A 17090-nucleotide genomic window follows, 5' to 3' on the forward strand; every position below is an offset into this window, starting at 1 on the left:
CGCATAGGGCCGAGCTTAAGCGTCCGTTAACCGTCGCGCCGCCGCGCAGCGAACCAAGAGTGCCTCATGCCGAGAAACCCGCCGAGCCGGGACGTCCAGCGCGAACGCCGCGACTGGATCCGCGAATCCGAGCGTTGGACGCAGGAGCGCCATATCGAGAAGGGTTACCGCATCAAGTGGGGCTATGTCGGCATCGCCTACCTCGTCGAGGCGATGGTGATCGGCGCCTCGCTCGCCGGCGCCTGGCTGTTCGCGGGCGTCTACAGCGACGGCGATAGCCACTCCTTCTACTTCATGCTGCTCGCGCCGCTGGTCTACGCCGCGGTCGAGCTCTGCCGGGTGCCGCTCGGCATCCTGGCGCGCACGCAGCGCTCCTACGTCGTGCGCGGCCTCGCGATCCTCGGCATCATCTTCGCCGCGGGGGTAACCACGAAATCGGTGTCCCAGCTCGGCGAGATGATGTTCCATCCCCGCCTCATGGACGCGGCCAAGACCAAGACCGCCCTCAAGGACGCCCAGGCCGACCGTGCCAGCCTCGACACGCGGATCGCGGCGGCCGATGCCCGCGTGGCGCAGTACACGGCGGAGCTCGGCACGATCGAGCGGCGCTCCGCCGACAACGCGGCGCAGCTCGCCGCCCTGCCGGCCCAGCGCTGCGAGCGGATCTCGGGCACGAACAGCAAGGGCAAGGCCTATTCGAACCTGAAGTGCATCCCTGACCCGCGCACCGCGACTGTGGCAGCCAGCCTGAACATTGCGGGGACGGAGCGGGCGAACGTCACCAAGCAGCTCGACGAGGCCCGGGCCTTCCGCGCCACCCTCGATCGCGGCGCCATTGACCGGCGCGTGGCGGATGCCGAGCAGGCCTATCGCAATGCCGTGAACCGCTCGCAGCTCCACTCCTTCACGGCGATGGTCTACGGCGTCGATCCAATCGACGTGACCGACGCGCAGGTCCACGCCTTCCTGCGCATCTTCGTGTTCGTGCCGGCGCTCTGCGCGGCCTTCGCCTCGACGATCCTGGCGCTCTGTGCCGTCTCGGTGCGCAAGACCTTCATGGACGAGGACGACCTCGGCGCCACCGTCGACCCGGCGGCGACGCCCTACATGCTCGACTCGATCACCGAAGCCCTCCGCCAGGAAATGGGGGTGCCGCAGGCGAAACCCGAGCGTGACGCCGCGGTCGCGTCCGGCGCGGTGATCCCGATGGATCGGCGGACAGGTCCGGGCGCGCCCGTCGCGGTGCCCGCGAGCGCGGGAGCCGGCGCATGAGCATCCATACGCCCGGCACCCCGGAGAACGTCGTCCTCGCGCAGAGCGTCAACGGCCGCCTCCGCGCGGAGGCGCGCATCGTCGCGGCCCGCGCCTTCCTGTTCCGGTGCCTCGGCGCGGGCGCCTTCGCGGCCCTCCTCGGTCTCGGCACCGGCGCCGCGTTCTACGGCTACGCCACGATGAACCAGTTCGACAGCGCGGCGGAAAAGATCGCCTCCGCGATGCAGGCGGCTCTGTCCGAAATCACGCTGAAGACCAAGGGCGAGGTGACGCTTACCGACAACACCTTGAGGCTCGAAGGCGGCCTGCCGCGCGGCGGCGCCCCGACGCCGACCCAGGCGCAGCTCGGCAATGATGCCGCCCCGGCCTCGAAGGCGCCGGTGAACACCACCTTCACGGTGTTCAAGCAGGTGCCCTACATGGACGGGCAGATCGTGACCGGCTGGAACTTCCGCGCCAACGAGGACGTGCCGTTCCAGCAATATTGCTACTTCTCCCGCCGCCAGAACGAGGCGAAGGGCCAGGTGGAGATCAAGATCGACCTCGCGATGGACGGCAAGGTGCTGCCGCAACCCGCGAAGTCTGACGTGAACCTCGAGATCCTGGGCCGGAACTGCGTGTGGAGTGAGGGGAAGAAGACGTGAGCGGCGTCTGACGGGCTAGGGTGGCCATACGTTGCCTCCGGCCGTAGACCCAGGGTCACTGCGAGCGTCCCGCGCCCGCGGAGCAATCCCGCTTCCGTTCCACTCTTAGGCCTCGATACGATGCGCTTCACCGGTACCGACGCCTACGTCGCGACCCCCGACCTCACCACGGCGGTCAACGCCGCCATCGTGCTGGCGCGCCCGCTCCTCGTGAAGGGCGAGCCGGGGACCGGCAAGACCGTGCTCGCTGAGGAGATCGCGAAGGGGCTCGGCGCGCCGCTCCTGACCTGGAACGTGAAATCCACCACGAAGGCGCAGCAGGGCCTCTACGAGTACGACGCCGTCTCGCGCCTGCGGGACTCGCAGCTCGGCGACCCGCGCGTTTCCGAGATCCGCCACTACATCCGCAAGGGCAAGCTCTGGGAGGCCTTCACGGCGCCCGAGCGGCCGGTGCTGCTGATCGACGAGATCGACAAGGCCGACATCGAGTTCCCGAACGACCTCCTGACCGAGCTCGATCGGATGGAGTTCCACGTCTACGAGACCGGCGAGACGGTGCGAGCGGAGCGGCGTCCCATCGTGATCATCACCTCGAACAACGAGAAGGAGCTGCCGGACGCGTTCCTGCGCCGCTGCTTCTTCCACTACATCAAGTTCCCAGACGCTGAGACCCTGCAGCGGATCGTCGACGTCCACTACCCGGGCATCAAGCACCGTCTCGTCGAGGAGGCCCTGCGCATCTTCCTCGAGATCCGCGAGGCGCCCGGCCTCAAGAAGAAGCCCTCGACCTCGGAACTGCTCGACTGGCTCAAGCTCCTCGTCTCCGAGGATATCGGCCCCGATCAGCTGCGCGAGCGCGATCCGCGCAAGCTGATCCCGCCGCTGCACGGAGCGCTCCTGAAGAACGAGCAGGATGTGAGCCTGTTCGAGAAGCTCGCCTTCATGATGCGGCGGGAAGGGCGCTCCTGAACTCGCGCGGCGCGCATCTGTTTGCGGCGCTGCGAGGTGAGCTATGGTAAGCGCCAGGACTCTTCGAACGACGCCAAACCGTTGAGAGGGAGGGCGCTTTGGACGATATGGAACGCCTGACGATCGCCATTCCCGAACCGATGGCCGCCGAGCTTCGCGCGGCCGTGGAGGCCGGCGAGTTCGCGTCGACCAGTGAGGCGGTCCAGGAGGCAGTCAGCCTCTGGTTTGTTCGCCGCCATTCCCGGGATTCCGATGTCGAATGGCTTGCGGAAGCATGGGACGTCGGCAAGGCGAGCGGACGGTATGGTCCCATCGATTTCGAGGCGCTGCGTCGGGAAAGCCGTGATCGCCTGAAATCGACGATAAGTCGCAGCGGCGATGCCGGTTAGGGTCGTCTGATCGAGGCGCGCTCGCGAGGACCTCATCGACCTGTATGTCGCTATAGGCGCGGGGAATCCGCCGGCTGCGGAGCGTCTTTACGATCGCATCGAGGAACGTTCGAATCAGCTCGCGCTTCATCCCCGCATGGGACCGCGCCGGCCGGACATACGCCCATCCATGCGCATACTCGTCGAGCCGCCCTATTTGATCCTCTACGAGACGATCCCGGATACGGACGAAGGCGACCTGACGGAGTTGGAGATCGTGCGCGTCGTTGATGGCCGCCGTGATTTGACTGCGCTCCTGTGAGCGTCGACCAGAGACGGTGCCTCTCGCCTCAAGGCCACCAGATAGGTCAGGCGTCTTTCACCCGGGAAGTCTCTCCGCGGGAGTCCGCATGAAAACCAAAAAACTCGGCCGCACCGGCCTCGACGTGTCGCCGCTCTGCCTCGGCTGCATGACCTACGGCATTCCCGAGCGCGGTCCCCATCCCTGGACCTTGCGAGAGGAGGAGAGCCGGCCGCTGATCAGGCGGGCGCTCGATCTCGGCATCAATTTCTTCGACACCGCCAACTACTACTCGGACGGCACCAGCGAGGAGATCGTCGGCCGCGCCTTGCGGGACTACGCCGACCGCGACGCGATCGTCATCGCGACGAAGTGCTACTTCCCCCTCCGGAGCCAGCCCAATGCCGGCGGGCTCTCGCGCAAGGCGATCTTATCCTCGATCGATGCAAGCTTGAGGCGGCTCGGCACCGATTACGTCGACCTCTACCAGATCCATCGCTGGGACTACGCCACGCCGATCGAGGTGACGCTGGAGGCGCTGCACGACGTCGTGAAGGCCGGAAAAGCCCGCTACATCGGCGCCTCGTCGATGTACGCCTGGCAATTCGCCAAGGCGCTCTTCACCGCCGATCTTCACGGCTGGACACGCTTTTCGACGATGCAGGACCATTACAATCTGCTCCATCGGGAGGAGGAGCGCGAGATGCACCCCCTTTGCGTCGATCAGCGGATCGCGACGCTGCCCTGGAGCCCGCTCGCCCGAGGGCGTCTCACTCGCGACTGGGGTACTACCAGCGGACGCCAGGACACGGACGAGGTCGGCCGCAAGCTCTACGATGCCGCCGAGGCGGCGGACCGCGCCATCGCCGCGAAGGTCGCCGAGATCGCGGCCCGGCGCGGCGTCCCGCGCGCCCAGGTCGCGCTCGCCTGGGTCGCGGCCAAGCCTGCCGTGACGGCGCCGATCATCGGTGCGTCGAAGGCCTCGCACCTCGACGACGCCGTCGCGGCCCTTTCGCTCGACCTCGGCGCCGACGAGATCGCGGCGCTCGAGGCGCCCTACACCCCCCACGCCGTCGTCGGTTTCGAGTAGGCCCTATGCTGCGTCTCATGCTCCTGCGCCACGCCAAATCCGACCGGCCGCCGGGCGTCGGCGATCTCGACCGGCCGCTGAACCCGCGCGGCCGCGCCGCCGCGCCCCGGATGGCCGCCTACCTCGCCGCCGAGGATCTGCGGCCGGATCACGTCGTCGTCTCGCCCTCGCTGCGGACGCGCCAGACCTGGGAGCCCGTCCGCGAGGCGCTCGGACTTCCTGAGGCGGCCATCGTGGATGCGATCTACGAGGCCCCGCCCGAGGCGCTCCTCAACGTGGTCCGCGCGACGCCCCACACGGCAGCGAGCCTCCTCATGATCGGGCACAATCCCGGCACACAGGACCTCGCGACGCAGCTCGTCGGAGCGGGACCGCGCGAGCTTCGCCGGCGTCTCGACACGGAGTTCCCGACCGCGACGCTGGCCGTCATCGCGTTCGATCTCGAACACTGGAGCGATGTGGCGCCAGGCACTGGCCGGATCGAGCGCTTCGTCGCGCCCAAGGATCTTGGGGACGAGTAGGGCTTCCCGTTCCCCTGGTTGAACGCTTTGCGTGCTCCGGCCGTTGCTTGATTCCCGCCCTCCGTCGACCCCGCCAGCGCCGTGCTCCTGACCACGCTCCTCGTCGTGTCGACGCTCATGCCGAAGCTCGAGGACGGACTCGGCGCGGCCCGCAGCGGCTTGGCGAAGGCGCAGGCCGGGCTGTCGCGGATGGGACCGGCGCCGAGCGTGGCGCCCCTCTTCCAACCCGAGGCGCGCGCAGTCTCGAACTGGCGGCAGGAAGCGGGGGAGGCCCTGCGGCCGGCCTCCCTGGCGCTGGTGACGCGCTATTCGGTGACCGATCCGTCCTTCGTCGCCCGCTGCGTCAAGCTGAACAATTACTGGTGCATCAAGCGCGCGCGCTGGGAGGGCGAGATCGGCGCGGATGCGGAGGGGCATACCGGCTTCGCCAGCGCCGCGGCCGGAGCCGACGCCGCCGCGCTCCTGCTCCGGCGCTATTACCGCGAGTTCGGTCGCCGTACGGCGCTTTCCATCGTCCGCCGCTGGGCGCCGGCGGAATGCCGCGTCGCGGGCACGCCTGCGCCGGCGGCATCGGCCACCACCCCCAGGGTCGCGTCGGACATCGCTCCGCGCGGCATCCAGAAGACGCTGCGTGCCCGCTACCTCGCGCGGCAGGGCAGGGGCAGCGCCGTGAAGCGGGTCGCCATCGCGCCGCAGGGCGGCCTGCGCGTCCAGCCCTGGTCGGCGCGCGCACGCCTCGGCGGCCAGGTCCGCGCGACCGGGTCCGAGATCGCGAAGGCGGAGCCGAAGCGTTCGCAGCCCGCCAAGCGAGTGGCCGCGGCGGAGCTCGCTCCGAGTCCGGGCCTCCTGATCAAGCCCTCGACGATCATCGCCAAGCCCTCGGAGCTGCTGGTCAAGCCATCCGTCCTGCTGGTCGCGCCTTCGGTGCTCCTCAAGAAACCGCAGGAGCGGAACGCTACGCCCGCTTCAGCCCGTGGCATCGACCGCCGCGATCGCTTCGCCGCCGAATCCGCCTCGCTGCCGCCGATCGCGGCGGGCCTACCCGACGTGCCGCTCCTCGACCTGCGCCTTCCCGCGCCGGTCTGCGCCAACGACGAGACGCGCATCCGCAACTATGCGGGGCGGATTGCCGCGAGCGCCGGCCTCGGCATGGAGGATGACCTCAAGCTCTTCGCCTCCGACGGCACGCCGACGCTCAATCTCGCCCGCGTGATGCTGGCGATGTCGGGCTTCGAGCTCGGCACGCTCCGGGCGGCACCTGCCCTCGTCGATGCGGCCGTGGCCCGCCTCGCCGCGCGTCCGGTCGCAGGAGCCTCGCCGGAGGCGAGCGCCGTTCCGTGACGCACGGGACGCTCGAGGCAAGCGTGAGAGGGACCTTGCGGTGAGGGGGCGAGGGCGCCACCTCAGCCCCGCTGATCCCCCTCCGAGTCCGCCCTTGCCGCCCGAGACCACCGACGCATGACCAGCTTTGCCGCGCGCGCCGGCTCCGCGGTGAAGGCCTTCGCCGAGGCCTCGAGCGATCTCCTGATCCAGCCGACCCTCCGGCTCGGCGTCACCGGCCTCGCCCGCTCGGGCAAGACCGTGTTCACCACCGCGCTCATCCACCACCTCGTCGAGGCCCACGACCTGCCGGCCTTCGCCCCCTCGCACGAGGGCCGCCTGCGCCGCGCTCGGCTGGTGCCGCAGCCGGACGACGACATCCCGCGCTTTCCCTTCGAGGACCATTTCGGGGCGCTCACCGAGGCCCGGCTGTGGCCGCGTTCGACCGACCGGATCAGCCAGTTCCGCCTCGCCATCGAGTATGAGCGCAAAGGCGGCTGGCGCTCGGGCCCGGGCACCCTGATGCTCGACGTGGTCGATTACCCGGGCGAGTGGCTGCTCGACCTCGCGCTCATCGAACAGACCTATACGGGCTGGTCCCGCGCCACCATCGCCGGCACCCGCCGCAGCGGCCGCGCCGCCATCGCCGCGCCCTGGCTCGAAGCGCTGAAGGGGCTCGATCCGGAAGCGCCTCTCGACGAGGTCGTGGCGGAGGGGGCGAGCACGGCCTTCAAGACCTACCTCGCCGCGCTCCGCGCCGGGCCGGAGGCCGTGGCCACGACGCCGCCCGGGCGCTTCCTGATGCCGGGCGACCTCGCCGGCTCGCCGGCGCTCACCTTCGCGCCCCTCGATCGCCTCGGCGAGGGGCTGCGGCCGGACAGCCTCGCCGGACTGATGGAGCGCCGCTTCGAGGCCTACAAGGCCAAGGTGGTCGAGCCGTTCTTCCGCAACCATTTCCAGCGCGTCGACCGGCAGATCGTGCTCGTCGACGTGCTCGCCGCCGTCGATGCCGGCCCGGCGGCCGTGGCGGAGCTGGAGGAGGCGCTGGATTCCGTGCTTCTGAGCTTCCGGATCGGGCGCAACACCATCCTCTCGCGCCTGTTCGCGCCGCGGGCGGATCGCATCCTGTTCGCAGCGACCAAGGCCGACCACCTGCACCAGACCAGCCACGACCGGCTCGATGCCCTGCTGCGCCTCCTCGTGGCCCGCGCGATGCGCCGGACGGAGGCCGCCGGCGCGCGGGTCGGGACCGCGGCACTCGCCTCCGTGCGCGCGACGCGCGAGACGACGATCCACGACGGCGACGAGATCCTGCGCGCCGTCTCGGGCACTCCGGAGGCGGGCGAGCGCGTCGGCGACGAGGTCTTCGACGGCCTGAGCGAGGCGGCGATCTTCCCCGGCGAGCTGCCGGCCCATCCCGACGCCGTGCTCGAGGGCGCGGTGGCGCCGGGCTCCCTGCGCTTCCCCCGCTTCCGCCCTCCGCCGGTGAGACCCGACGCCCTGGGCCGACCCGGCCACCTGCCGCAGATCCGCCTCGACCGGGCGATGCAGTTCCTCATCGGCGACAAGCTCGCCTGACAGCCGGCACAGGGCCGATCCCATGTCCTCAACCCAGCGCCCGCGCGCCTTCCGCATCCCCTCCGCCGAGCCGGGTCCCACCGGCGAGATCGCCCCCGCGCCGCCGAGCGCAGTGCGGATCGTCGAGGAGCCCTTCGAGATCGTCGATGCGGCCGACGGCACGCCGGTGCCGGTGGCGCCCAAGGCCCGCGCGCCCTGGCTGACGCTGCTCCTCTCGGCGCTCGGCGGGCTGGTGGCGCTCGGCGTCGGCCTCTCGGTCGAGCGCCTGATCGCCGATCTGTTCTCGGCCGCGCCCTGGCTTGGCGGCGTCGCGCTCGCGCTGCTGGCGGTCGCGGCCGTGGCCCTCCTCGCCATCGTCGCCCGCGAGCTGCGGGGCGTCTGGCGTGAGCGCCAGATCGAGGCTCTGCGCGGCCGGGCAATGGAGGCGCTCGCGATCCGCGATCACAGTGCGGCGCAGGCGGTCGTCCGCGACCTCATCGCCCTCTACGCGGAGCGTCCGGCCCTGGCGGCCGGCCGCAACCGCCTCGCCACCCTGGGCGACGCCATCCTCGACGTGGACGACCGCCTCGGGCTCGCCGAGCACGAGCTCCTCGCCTCCCTCGACCGACAGGCGAAGAACGCCATCGCGAATGCGGCCAAGCAGGTCTCGGCGGTGACGGCCCTCAGCCCGCGCGCCATCGTCGACGTCGTCTTCGTGGTCTTCGCGGCCGTGAGGCTGCTGAGGCGCATCGCCACGATCTATGGCGGCCGACCGGGCTTCCTCGGCTTCCTGCGCCTGGCGCGCTCCGCCTTCGCGCATCTCACCGTCACGGGGGGCGTGGCGGTCGGCGACAGCCTGATCCAGCAGGCGCTCGGCCTCGGCATCGCGGCGCGCGTCTCGGCGAAGCTCGGTGAGGGCGTGCTCAACGGCCTGATGACCGCCCGCTTCGGTCTCGCGGCGCTGGCGGTCTGCCGGCCCCTGCCGTTCACCCGCGAAGCGCCGCCGCGACTCTCCGATGTCGCCGGGGAGCTGCTGAAATCGGCGGACGAGCCGGTGCCTTAGGGAGATAGGATTGGAAGCCGCGTCGCTTTCATCCCTATTTTGGGGAGGGACGTCTCACAGGTTCTTCAGAAACCCCGCCAGCCGCATCAGCCCTTCGGGCCAGGGGCCGTGCCCGCTCGCGGTGTTGATGTGCCCGGACTCGCCGGCATCGACCAGCGAGGCGCCCCAGGCATAGGCAAAATCTTCGGCCCGCTCGTAGGCGCAATAAGGGTCGCTGCGGCTCGCCACCAGCAGCGAGGGGAAGGGCAGGGGATCGCGCGGCACCGGCGCGAAGGCCGTCACGCTCGCGGGCAGGTTCGGCGTGCGCTCGACATCCGGGAAAGCGACGAGGAGGGCGCCGCGCACGATCCCCGCGGGGAAGCGGGGCGCAGCCTGCACGGCGGCGACCACGCCGAGGCTGTGCGCGATGAGGATGACGGGCCGGCGCGCCTGCGCCACCGCCTCCACGATGTTGGACTGCCAGGCCGCGGCCTCCGGCTGGTTCCAATCGTCCTGCGCCACGATCCGGGCGCCGGGCAGCCGCTCGCCCCAGCGGGCCTGCCAGTGTTCGCCCTCGGAATTGCCGAAGCCCGGCAGGATCAGGATCTCGCAATCGGCGATCTTCATGGGGCTGCGATAGCGGCCCGCTCGACACTCGTCGAGACGGTGCGGTGCCCGGTGCCTCCCCGGATCTGCTCGGCCAGACCCACGGAGGCGAGATTCTTGGACTTCGCCTCGATCTCGAAATCGGTCCAGGCGAGGTGGCGCGCCACGAGATCGTTCAGGGCCCTGTTCCACATCATGTCGGAATGGGCGGCGAGGTCGCGCCAGGAATGACCTGCCGCGGAGAGCGCCGCGAAGTCGGGCAGCGCCGCCGGGTCGTGGTCCGGCAGCAATGCCTCGCGCGAGACGCTGATGTGGCTCACGGGCCGCACCCCGCGCCAGGAGGCGAGGATCGCGGCGATGCGGGGATCATCCGGCTCGATGTACTGGCCCCCGCTCTCGACCCAGTGGTGATGGATGTCGAGCACGATGGGCACGAGGTCGCCGAGTCGCAGGACGGCGTCGAGCCCGAAGGAGTTCTCGTCGTTCTCGACCGTCACGAGGTCGCGCGCGACCCGCGAGACCTTCGAGAGGTTCGCGCGGTACCCGTCGATCCCGGGGTCGCGGGCGCCGACATGGATGTTGATGTGCGCGCCGTCAGGGTGCCAGCCGGTGCCGTAGCCGAGGAGCGCCATCATCTCCCCATGATAGTCGAGCTCCTCGATGGCATTCCTCAGGGCCGCCTCGTTGCGGCTCGCGAGGATGCAGAAAGGGCCCGGATGCAGGCTCAAGCGCACGCCAGCGACTCGCGCCCTTTCGCCGATGGCGGCGAGTTCGGTCTCGATGGCGCGGCGCAGGTCCGGATCGGCGTAGAGCGGCCTGGCTGCGGGGTGGGTGTAGCCGGGCAGGATGTTGCTCGCCATGCGCAGCAGGCGCTCGAGCGGAGGACGCTCCGCGACCCACGCCACCTGCCGGCCGAGCGCCGCGAGGTTGTGCAGGACGATCTCCGCGAGCTTGACCTGCGCCGCCACGGGGTCGAGGCGCCCAAGATAGGCCATCGTGACGCTGGTGAGGTTCATCACCAGCGCCGCCTCGCGCGCCGCCTTCGCCGTCTTGTGCTCGACCTCCGGGTCGGGAATGAACTTGCAGCAGAAGCCGAGGCGCTGAGGATCCGATGTCATGAAGCGACAACGCGCTTCGCCGGCTTCGGACTCAACCTTCGCCGATCAAGCCTGCTCGAACGAAGAGGGGCGGCACCTTTCGGCACCGCCCCTTCTGACCACGTCTGGATTGCCCCGATCAGTGATGCGAGGTGCTGGTCGGCCCCCGGGGCGGCGGGGCGCCGGCGCTTTTCGTCTCGGCCGGCTGGCCGGTCGCGCGCTGAGTTGCGGCGTTCAGGTTTTCCGGGTCGAGCGCGGTTTCGACGAATTCCCGCCCGCGCTCGGTGAACTCGCGGGCGTAGCGCAGGCCCGTGTCCTTCACCTCGTCGGACCAATGGCCGACGGTCTCGTCCTCCTTGCGGGTACGGGGCAGGAGCGCGCCGAGCAGGAGCCCGGCCGCGACACCGACCACGCCGACGAGAAGCGGGTTCTCACTCACGAAATCCTCGACGGCGCTCCGGCCGCGGCGGACATGCGCGGTGCCGCGGTCCGCGAAGTCGTTGATGCGGCGGCTGTGGGTGTCGCGCATGTCCGAAGCCCACTCCCGCGTGTCGGAATAGGTGGAAGACGCCTTGTCGCGCAGATCCCCGACCGTCTCTCCGAGGCGTTGCTTGACGTCGCCGGCCAGACCGGCGGCGCGATCCTTCACGCTGTCGATCGCGTCGGAGGCCTTGTCCGACGCCGAGCCCGTGCCCGACTTGGCGCCCGTGGTGTTGGTGCCGGTCGTGCCGAACTTGTCCCGGGCCTGGACGTCGTCCGAGACCTTGCGGATCGTCTCGCTCGCCGTCGTGCCGCGGGGAAGGCCGGCCGCGGTGGCGATCTCGTCGGTGAGCGGCTGACCGCCAATATCCGACTTGTTGTTCACAGCCATGGATAGCTCCTGTCCAATCTGGTCGCCGGATCATCGCTGACCCGGCCGCATGCGGGTCCGGTCAGACCTGCGTCTCTTCCGCGAATTCTCTCGTCGGCTGGAGCGTCGGCCGGTCCGGATCGTAGACCCGGGCCGCACCGGTGTTCAGGACCGGCAGGCGATCGGCCGATTGCTGAACGCGGCGCCGCGCGGCCTGCCGGGCCGAGTCGGTCGAGATCCGATGGATCAGCCAACCGACGCCTGCCGCGATCAGCATGACGGGAACCGGATTGCGCCGAACGGCATCGAGGGCGCCATCATAGGCACCGCCCAGGGGCGTGCTGCGCCGCGCGGTCCCGAGCATCTCGTCGACGATGCTCGACACCGAGAGCCGGTCCTGGATGCGGTCGATGGTTTGGTCGAGGCGGGCGCGGCTCGCCTCAATGTCCTTCTCGAGATCGTTCAAGGAAGCGCTCATCCCGAGACCCTCTCAGAGAGGACGCGGGCGTCCTCGCGAACCTGCCGCGTGGTGCGGGTTGGGGCGAGCGTCGAGAGCGACATCGCGTTCTTGCCCCAGAGGGCAAGCCCGATCGCGACGACGAGAAGGACGCCGCCGACGATGGAGGCGGCGATGGCGTCCGACTGCACGAGGATCGCGACCCACTTCACGAGGGCGCCCACCAGCACGAACAGCGCGACGACCGCGAACACCGCCGCGCCGACCATCAGGGCGAGCCCGATGAACAGCGAGCGTACGTTGCTCGTCATCTCGTTGCGGAAGAGGGCAATCTCCTTGCGCGCGAGATCGTTGGTCTCGCGCAGAGCATCCCCGATCAGGGTTTGGATGCTCGAGGGTGTTCCGTTCGTCATGGCCGGCGACCTCAGGCGCTGTAGCGGTCGCGGGCGACGTTCGCCGGGGTGACGCTCGACGACTTGACGAAGCGGGCGACGACGAAGCCGGTCACGAACGTCGCCACCGCGACGGCGACCGGTGCGCGACGCGCCAAGGCCTCGGCATCCTCGTAGAAATCGGTGAAGCTGCGCTGCTCGATCGAGGTGCCGAGCTGCTCCAGACCCTCGGCCGCGCTGTCGAAGAACGCCTTGATGTTGGGCTTGTCGTCGAAGGTCTTGCTCGAATCGCGCAGCGTCCGGGCGAGATCGGTCACGGACTGGGCCGCGTCGCCCTTGCGGCGGTCGACGTACTCCGTGGCCTGAAGGCGCGCCGCGTCGACGAAGCCGCGTCCCCGCTCGACGGCGAGGTTCGCGATGCCGTCGACATCCCTGCGCAGGTCCTTCAGGTCGGCGGTGTCATCGGCCGGGCGAGCGGCCGTCGATTCGGCGCTGGTTCGTCCAGCCGGGTGGATGGCATTCACGGGCAGACTCCTCGTCGTCGTGAGAGTGGATGTTGTGCTGTCAACAGCGGCAGGGGGCCGCGGTTCCGAAAGCCGCCCCGCCGACCGGGTCAGCCCCCATTCATCTCCCGCATCGCAAAAGGGCCAAGCTCAACCCATCGCGGTTCGCGATGGTGGGGCGGTGGCGGCATCGGGGGCGCCTCGGCCGGCGTAGGTTGGAAAAGCCGCCGCCGATCCTGGGTTGTCTCAGAAACATCCGCTCGCCCCATTGACCCACAAGGTTCGTTGGCGCTTGGCTGTGGTCGACGGATCGCGTCACGCTTCCGCGCGTTCACCCGATGGATCAAGACCGTCGCGCACCGTTTTTGCGCTGAGTGTCAGAGGACCGGAGCCCAGTACGTGGCACGTCTCGTCATCGTTTCGAATCGCGTGGCAGTCCCCGAGGATGGGAGCAAGGCCGTCGCCGCCGGCGGGCTGGCAGTGGCCGTCAAGGAGGCCTTCACGGCCTACGAGGGGCTCTGGTTCGGCTGGAGCGGCAACGTCGTCGAGGACCCGTCGACCGAGCCGACCGTGATCGATCGCGGGCGGGTCCAGTATGCCGTCGTCGACCTCTCGCCCCAGGACCACCGCGAGTATTACAGCGGCTTCGCCAACCGCGCGCTCTGGCCGATCATGCATTACCGGCTCGGGCTCGGCGCCTTCTCGCGCTCGGACTATGCCGGCTACCAGCGCGTCAACCGCACCTTCGCGCGCACGCTCGCGCGCCTGATCGAGCCCGACGACCTCATCTGGGTGCACGATTACCACCTGCTGCCCCTGGCCTCGGAGCTGCGCGGGCTCGGGATCGCCAACCCGATCGGTTACTTCCACCACATTCCCTGGCCGGCGGCCGACGTGTTCAACACGCTGCCGGCGAGCACCGATCTGCTCCGCGCGATCGCCGATTACGATCTGATCGGCCTGCAGACGGACCCGGACGTCCACAATCTCTCGCGCAACCTCATCGACGAGCTGCGGGCGATCCCCCTCGGCGGCGGCTCGCTGATGGTCGACGGGCGTCGCACCCGCATCCGCAGCTTCCCGATCGGCATCGACGTCGCAGGCTTCAAGGAGGCGGCGGAGAACGCGGGCGCCAATAAGACCGTGCGCGAGACAATGGCGGGTCTGCGCACCCGCAAGCTGCTGATCGGCGTTGATCGTCTTGATTACTCGAAGGGCGTGCCCGAGCGGATGGAGGCGGTCGAGCGCTTCTTCGCCTCGAATCCGGACCAGCGCGGCAACGTGGTCTACATCCAGATCACGCCGAAATCCCGCACCGAGGTCCAGGAATACGAAGAGCTCTCGCGCGAGGTGAACGAAACGGTCGGCGAGATCAACGGCAGCCTGGGCGAGCCGAACTGGACCCCGATCCAATACGTGACGAAGGCCTATCCGCGGCCCGTCCTCGCCGGGCTCTACCGCGCGGCCCGGGTCGGGCTCGTGACGCCGATGCGTGACGGCATGAACCTCGTGGCTAAGGAATACGTCGTCGCCCAGAGCGACGAGGATCCCGGCGTCCTCGTCCTGTCCAAGTTCGCGGGCGCGGCGCGGCAATTGCCGGAGGCGCTGCTCGTGAATCCCTATGACCGCTTCGAGGTGGCCGAGGCGATCCGCACGGCGCTCTACATGCCGCGCAGCGAGCGCCTGGAGCGCTGGAAGCCCATGGTCGAGCGCATGACCCGCGAGGACGTGGATTGGTGGGCGCGCAACTTCCTCTCGGATCTGGAGAACTTCCGCACGATCGAGCGCGAGCCGCCGCGCACCGCGGCGGCGGCGGAATAGCGGGCGGCTTGGCCCTCATCGATCGAACCCGGGCGCGCAGGGCGCGATGATCGGCCTTGATGACGGCGTGCCCGCCCCGCTCGGCGCGCATTTCGACGGCCGCGGCGTCAATTTCGCCCTCTTTTCGCAGAACGCGACGGCGGTCGACCTTTGCCTGTTCGAGCCGGGCGAGCGCCACGAGTATCAGACGATCCGGCTGCCCTGCCGCACAGACGACGTCTGGCACGGCTACCTGCGCGGGGTCTATCCGGGCCAGCTCTACGGCTACCGGGTCCACGGGCCCTGGGATCCGGCCCATGGCCATCGCTTCAATCCCGCCAAGCTCGTCCTCGATCCTTATGCGCGGGAGATCCAGGGGCGCATCCGCTGGCACGACGCGCTCTACGGCCACCGCCGCGGTCTGCAGCGCGAGGACCACATCGACCGGCGCGACAGCGCGGCCTACATGCCGCGGGGCGTGGTCACCGCGCCCGACATGCTCGACCTCGGCGTGAAGCCGGTGCATCGGCCGCTCTGCGACACGGTGATCTACGAGGCGCACGTCAAGTCCCTGACCCAGACCCACCCCGACATCCCGGAGGCGGAGCGCGGCACCTACGCGGCGCTCGCCCATCCCGCCATCATCGAGCACCTGCTGAAGCTCGGCGTCACGGCGATCGAGCTCCTGCCGATCCACGCCTTCGCCGACGACCGCTTCCTCGTCGACAAGGGGCTCGTCAACTTCTGGGGCTACCAGCCCTTCGGCTACTTCGCGCCGGAGCCGCGCTACCTCGGCCATCCCGGCATCGGCGGGCTGAAGGCCGCGATCCGGGAACTCGCCGCCGCCGAGATCGAGGTCATCCTCGACGTGGTCTACAATCACACCGCGGAGGCCGATCACACCGGCCCGACGCTCGCGTTCCGCGGCATCGACAACGCGAGCTACTACAAGCTCGATCCCAGCAATCGCCGCCGCGAAATCGACTGCACCGGCTGCGGCAACACGCTGAACGTCGACCATCCCCGGGTGATGCAGCTCGTCCTCGATTCCCTGCGACACTGGGTGACGGCCTACGGCGTGGCCGGCTTTCGGTTCGACCTCGCCTCGAGCCTCGGGCGGGCGCCGCACGATTTCTCAGCCAAGGCCGCCTTCTTCCAGGCGGTCGCGCAGGACCCGGTGCTCGCGCGCGTCAAGATGATCGCCGAGCCTTGGGACATCGGCGCCGGCGGCTACCAGCTCGGCGCCTATCCCCGGGGCTGGAGCGAGTGGAACGACCAGTTCCGCGACAGCGTCCGCGGCTTCTGGCGTGGCGACCGGGGCACGCTGCCGAAACTGACCCAGGGGCTGTCGGGATCGCGCGAGATCTTCGGCCCATCCGGCCGCTCGCCGCTCGCCAGCATCAACTTTGCCGCGAGCCACGACGGTTTCACGCTGGCCGACGTCGTCGCCTACGAGGCGAAGCACAATTGGGCGAACGGCGAGGAGAACCGCGACGGCCACGGCCACAACCTGTCGCGCAATTACGGGATCGAGGGTCCGACGACCGATCCCGCGATCCTCGGCCTGCGCGCCCGCCAGAAGCGCAACATCCTGGCCACCATCCTTCTGGCGCAGGGCGTGCCGATGCTGCTGATGGGCGACGAGCGCTCGCGCAGCCAGTGCGGCAACAACAACGCCTACGCCCAGGACAACCCGACGAGCTGGGTCGATTGGGAGAACGATCCCGATCCCGGACTGACGGCCTTCGTCGCGAACCTGGCACGGCTGCGCCGGGAGCAGCCGGCCCTGCGGCGGCGCGACTTCCTGATGGGCACCGGAATCGACAAGGACGAGCCGCTGCGCGACGTGCATTGGCTCTCGCCCTGCGGCGCCGAGATGGATGCCGCGGCCTGGGCCGATGACGGCCGTCAGGCTTTCGGCATGCAGATCGGCAACGATCTGCCGGAAGCCGACCGTCTGCTCGTGTTGATCAATGCGGGGGAAGGGATCTGCGACTTCTCCCTCGCCCCCATCATCGGCGGTCCCTGGGCCGTGATCTTCGACACGACCCGAGCGACGGGCGCGGTCCCCTCCGGGCAGACACTGTTTCCGCCGGGTGCGCGGGTGCGGCTGGAGCCGCGCTCGCTCTTCGTTCTGCGAGCACGGCCGGCGGCAGCGTATGAGGCCGGTCGCCGACGGGGGTGAGACCCACGGCTCCCGCCGCGTAGAGCGGTCTCGACTACCTCACGCGCCTCTCCTCCTCTTCGGGGAGGCGTTGGACGTCGGGTGACTGGGCGATCCTGCCGCTCAACAGGCGTCCG

Annotated in this window: 17 protein-coding genes and 1 pseudogene; 12 read left to right on the forward strand and 6 right to left on the reverse strand. The window is 69.6% G+C overall.

The features are described 5' to 3' along the window. Positions 1 to 66: 66 nt before the first annotated feature. The 10 genes and pseudogenes from MFF55_RS06245 to MFF55_RS06290 all read left to right on the forward strand — a co-directional run bounded on the left by MFF55_RS06245 (position 67) and on the right by MFF55_RS06290 (position 9105). Entirely contained in the window at positions 67 to 1272 is a 1206-nt protein-coding gene (locus MFF55_RS06245; RefSeq protein WP_238243221.1) for an ATPase, read from the forward strand. Then, positions 1269 to 1916: a hypothetical protein gene (locus MFF55_RS06250; protein WP_238243222.1), complete on the forward strand. Its 648-nt coding sequence runs from the start codon at positions 1269 to 1271 to the stop codon at positions 1914 to 1916. The genes MFF55_RS06245 and MFF55_RS06250 overlap by 4 nt, the downstream gene beginning before the upstream one ends. Before the next feature lie 120 nt (positions 1917 to 2036). Then, positions 2037 to 2885 (forward strand): AAA family ATPase, encoded by an 849-nt coding sequence (locus MFF55_RS06255; RefSeq protein ID WP_238243223.1) that lies wholly within the window; start codon positions 2037 to 2039, stop codon positions 2883 to 2885. Positions 2886 to 2992: 107 nt separating this feature from the next. Continuing rightward, positions 2993 to 3274, forward strand: coding sequence for a ribbon-helix-helix domain-containing protein (locus MFF55_RS06260; protein ID WP_238243224.1), 282 nt, complete (start codon positions 2993 to 2995; stop codon positions 3272 to 3274). A 22-nt stretch (positions 3275 to 3296) separates the two neighbouring features. Continuing rightward, a pseudogene (locus MFF55_RS06265) lies at positions 3297 to 3575 on the forward strand (type II toxin-antitoxin system RelE/ParE family toxin); the annotation flags it as partial. Positions 3576 to 3663: 88 nt separating this feature from the next. After that, positions 3664 to 4644: an aldo/keto reductase gene (locus MFF55_RS06270; RefSeq protein ID WP_238243225.1), complete on the forward strand. Its 981-nt coding sequence runs from the start codon at positions 3664 to 3666 to the stop codon at positions 4642 to 4644. A 5-nt stretch (positions 4645 to 4649) separates the two neighbouring features. Then, the gene (locus tag MFF55_RS06275) at positions 4650 to 5165 is read left to right on the forward strand and encodes a SixA phosphatase family protein (protein WP_238243226.1); all 516 of its coding nucleotides are present in this window, start codon (positions 4650 to 4652) and stop codon (positions 5163 to 5165) included. 81 nt (positions 5166 to 5246) lie between these two features. Continuing rightward, a complete protein-coding gene (locus MFF55_RS06280) occupies positions 5247 to 6506 on the forward strand; it encodes a hypothetical protein (protein WP_238243227.1) in 1260 nt (419 codons plus the stop codon). 117 nt (positions 6507 to 6623) lie between these two features. Continuing rightward, positions 6624 to 8063: a YcjX family GTP-binding protein gene (locus MFF55_RS06285; protein WP_238243228.1), complete on the forward strand. Its 1440-nt coding sequence runs from the start codon at positions 6624 to 6626 to the stop codon at positions 8061 to 8063. 22 nt (positions 8064 to 8085) lie between these two features. Further along, positions 8086 to 9105 (forward strand): YcjF family protein, encoded by a 1020-nt coding sequence (locus MFF55_RS06290; protein ID WP_238243229.1) that lies wholly within the window; start codon positions 8086 to 8088, stop codon positions 9103 to 9105. Between the two features lie 54 nt (positions 9106 to 9159). On the opposite strand, the gene MFF55_RS06295 is transcribed toward MFF55_RS06290, so the two are convergent. The 6 genes from MFF55_RS06295 to MFF55_RS06320 form a co-directional block, all read right to left on the reverse strand. Beyond that, positions 9160 to 9711, reverse strand: coding sequence for an RBBP9/YdeN family alpha/beta hydrolase (locus tag MFF55_RS06295; RefSeq protein ID WP_238243230.1), 552 nt, complete (start codon positions 9709 to 9711; stop codon positions 9160 to 9162). Beyond that, entirely contained in the window at positions 9708 to 10808 is a 1101-nt protein-coding gene (locus tag MFF55_RS06300; RefSeq protein ID WP_238243231.1) for an apurinic/apyrimidinic endonuclease family protein, read from the reverse strand. The genes MFF55_RS06295 and MFF55_RS06300 overlap by 4 nt, the downstream gene beginning before the upstream one ends. A 118-nt stretch (positions 10809 to 10926) precedes the next feature. After that, a complete protein-coding gene (locus tag MFF55_RS06305) occupies positions 10927 to 11658 on the reverse strand; it encodes a hypothetical protein (protein WP_238243232.1) in 732 nt (243 codons plus the stop codon). A 61-nt stretch (positions 11659 to 11719) separates the two neighbouring features. Beyond that, the gene (locus MFF55_RS06310; protein WP_238243233.1) at positions 11720 to 12115 is read right to left on the reverse strand and encodes a DUF3618 domain-containing protein; all 396 of its coding nucleotides are present in this window, start codon (positions 12113 to 12115) and stop codon (positions 11720 to 11722) included. Then, positions 12112 to 12507 carry a phage holin family protein gene (locus tag MFF55_RS06315; RefSeq protein WP_238243234.1) on the reverse strand — a complete coding sequence of 132 codons (396 nt, stop codon included), beginning with the start codon at positions 12505 to 12507 and terminating at the stop codon, positions 12112 to 12114. The genes MFF55_RS06310 and MFF55_RS06315 overlap by 4 nt, the downstream gene beginning before the upstream one ends. An 11-nt stretch (positions 12508 to 12518) precedes the next feature. Then, positions 12519 to 13001 carry a hypothetical protein gene (locus MFF55_RS06320; RefSeq protein WP_238243282.1) on the reverse strand — a complete coding sequence of 161 codons (483 nt, stop codon included), beginning with the start codon at positions 12999 to 13001 and terminating at the stop codon, positions 12519 to 12521. A 387-nt stretch (positions 13002 to 13388) separates the two neighbouring features. On the opposite strand from MFF55_RS06320, the gene MFF55_RS06325 reads away from it, so the two are divergent. Next, positions 13389 to 14810: an alpha,alpha-trehalose-phosphate synthase (UDP-forming) gene (locus MFF55_RS06325; protein WP_238243235.1), complete on the forward strand. Its 1422-nt coding sequence runs from the start codon at positions 13389 to 13391 to the stop codon at positions 14808 to 14810. A gap of 46 nt (positions 14811 to 14856) precedes the next feature. Further along, positions 14857 to 16974, forward strand: a complete 2118-nt coding sequence (glgX, locus tag MFF55_RS06330; protein ID WP_238243236.1) for a glycogen debranching protein GlgX — start codon at positions 14857 to 14859, stop codon at positions 16972 to 16974. Positions 16975 to 17090 lie beyond the last annotated feature (116 nt).

The organism is Methylobacterium iners (assembly GCF_022179305.1).
GTDB classification, from domain to species: domain Bacteria; phylum Pseudomonadota; class Alphaproteobacteria; order Rhizobiales; family Beijerinckiaceae; genus Methylobacterium; species Methylobacterium iners.

Coding starts and splice junctions, on each gene's coding strand:
- MFF55_RS06315 (WP_238243234.1), bottom strand. CDS start 12,507: ATGACGAACGGAACACCCTCGAGCATCCAAACCCTGATCGGGGATGCT.
- MFF55_RS06300 (WP_238243231.1), bottom strand. CDS start 10,808: ATGACATCGGATCCTCAGCGCCTCGGCTTCTGCTGCAAGTTCATTCCC.
- MFF55_RS06290 (WP_238243229.1), top strand. CDS start 8,086: ATGTCCTCAACCCAGCGCCCGCGCGCCTTCCGCATCCCCTCCGCCGAG.
- MFF55_RS06285 (WP_238243228.1), top strand. CDS start 6,624: ATGACCAGCTTTGCCGCGCGCGCCGGCTCCGCGGTGAAGGCCTTCGCC.
- glgX (WP_238243236.1), top strand. CDS start 14,857: ATGATCGGCCTTGATGACGGCGTGCCCGCCCCGCTCGGCGCGCATTTC.
- MFF55_RS06255 (WP_238243223.1), top strand. CDS start 2,037: ATGCGCTTCACCGGTACCGACGCCTACGTCGCGACCCCCGACCTCACC.
- MFF55_RS06295 (WP_238243230.1), bottom strand. CDS start 9,711: ATGAAGATCGCCGATTGCGAGATCCTGATCCTGCCGGGCTTCGGCAAT.
- MFF55_RS06245 (WP_238243221.1), top strand. CDS start 67: ATGCCGAGAAACCCGCCGAGCCGGGACGTCCAGCGCGAACGCCGCGAC.
- MFF55_RS06270 (WP_238243225.1), top strand. CDS start 3,664: ATGAAAACCAAAAAACTCGGCCGCACCGGCCTCGACGTGTCGCCGCTC.
- MFF55_RS06260 (WP_238243224.1), top strand. CDS start 2,993: ATGGAACGCCTGACGATCGCCATTCCCGAACCGATGGCCGCCGAGCTT.
- MFF55_RS06305 (WP_238243232.1), bottom strand. CDS start 11,658: ATGGCTGTGAACAACAAGTCGGATATTGGCGGTCAGCCGCTCACCGAC.
- MFF55_RS06250 (WP_238243222.1), top strand. CDS start 1,269: ATGAGCATCCATACGCCCGGCACCCCGGAGAACGTCGTCCTCGCGCAG.
- MFF55_RS06275 (WP_238243226.1), top strand. CDS start 4,650: ATGCTGCGTCTCATGCTCCTGCGCCACGCCAAATCCGACCGGCCGCCG.
- MFF55_RS06310 (WP_238243233.1), bottom strand. CDS start 12,115: ATGAGCGCTTCCTTGAACGATCTCGAGAAGGACATTGAGGCGAGCCGC.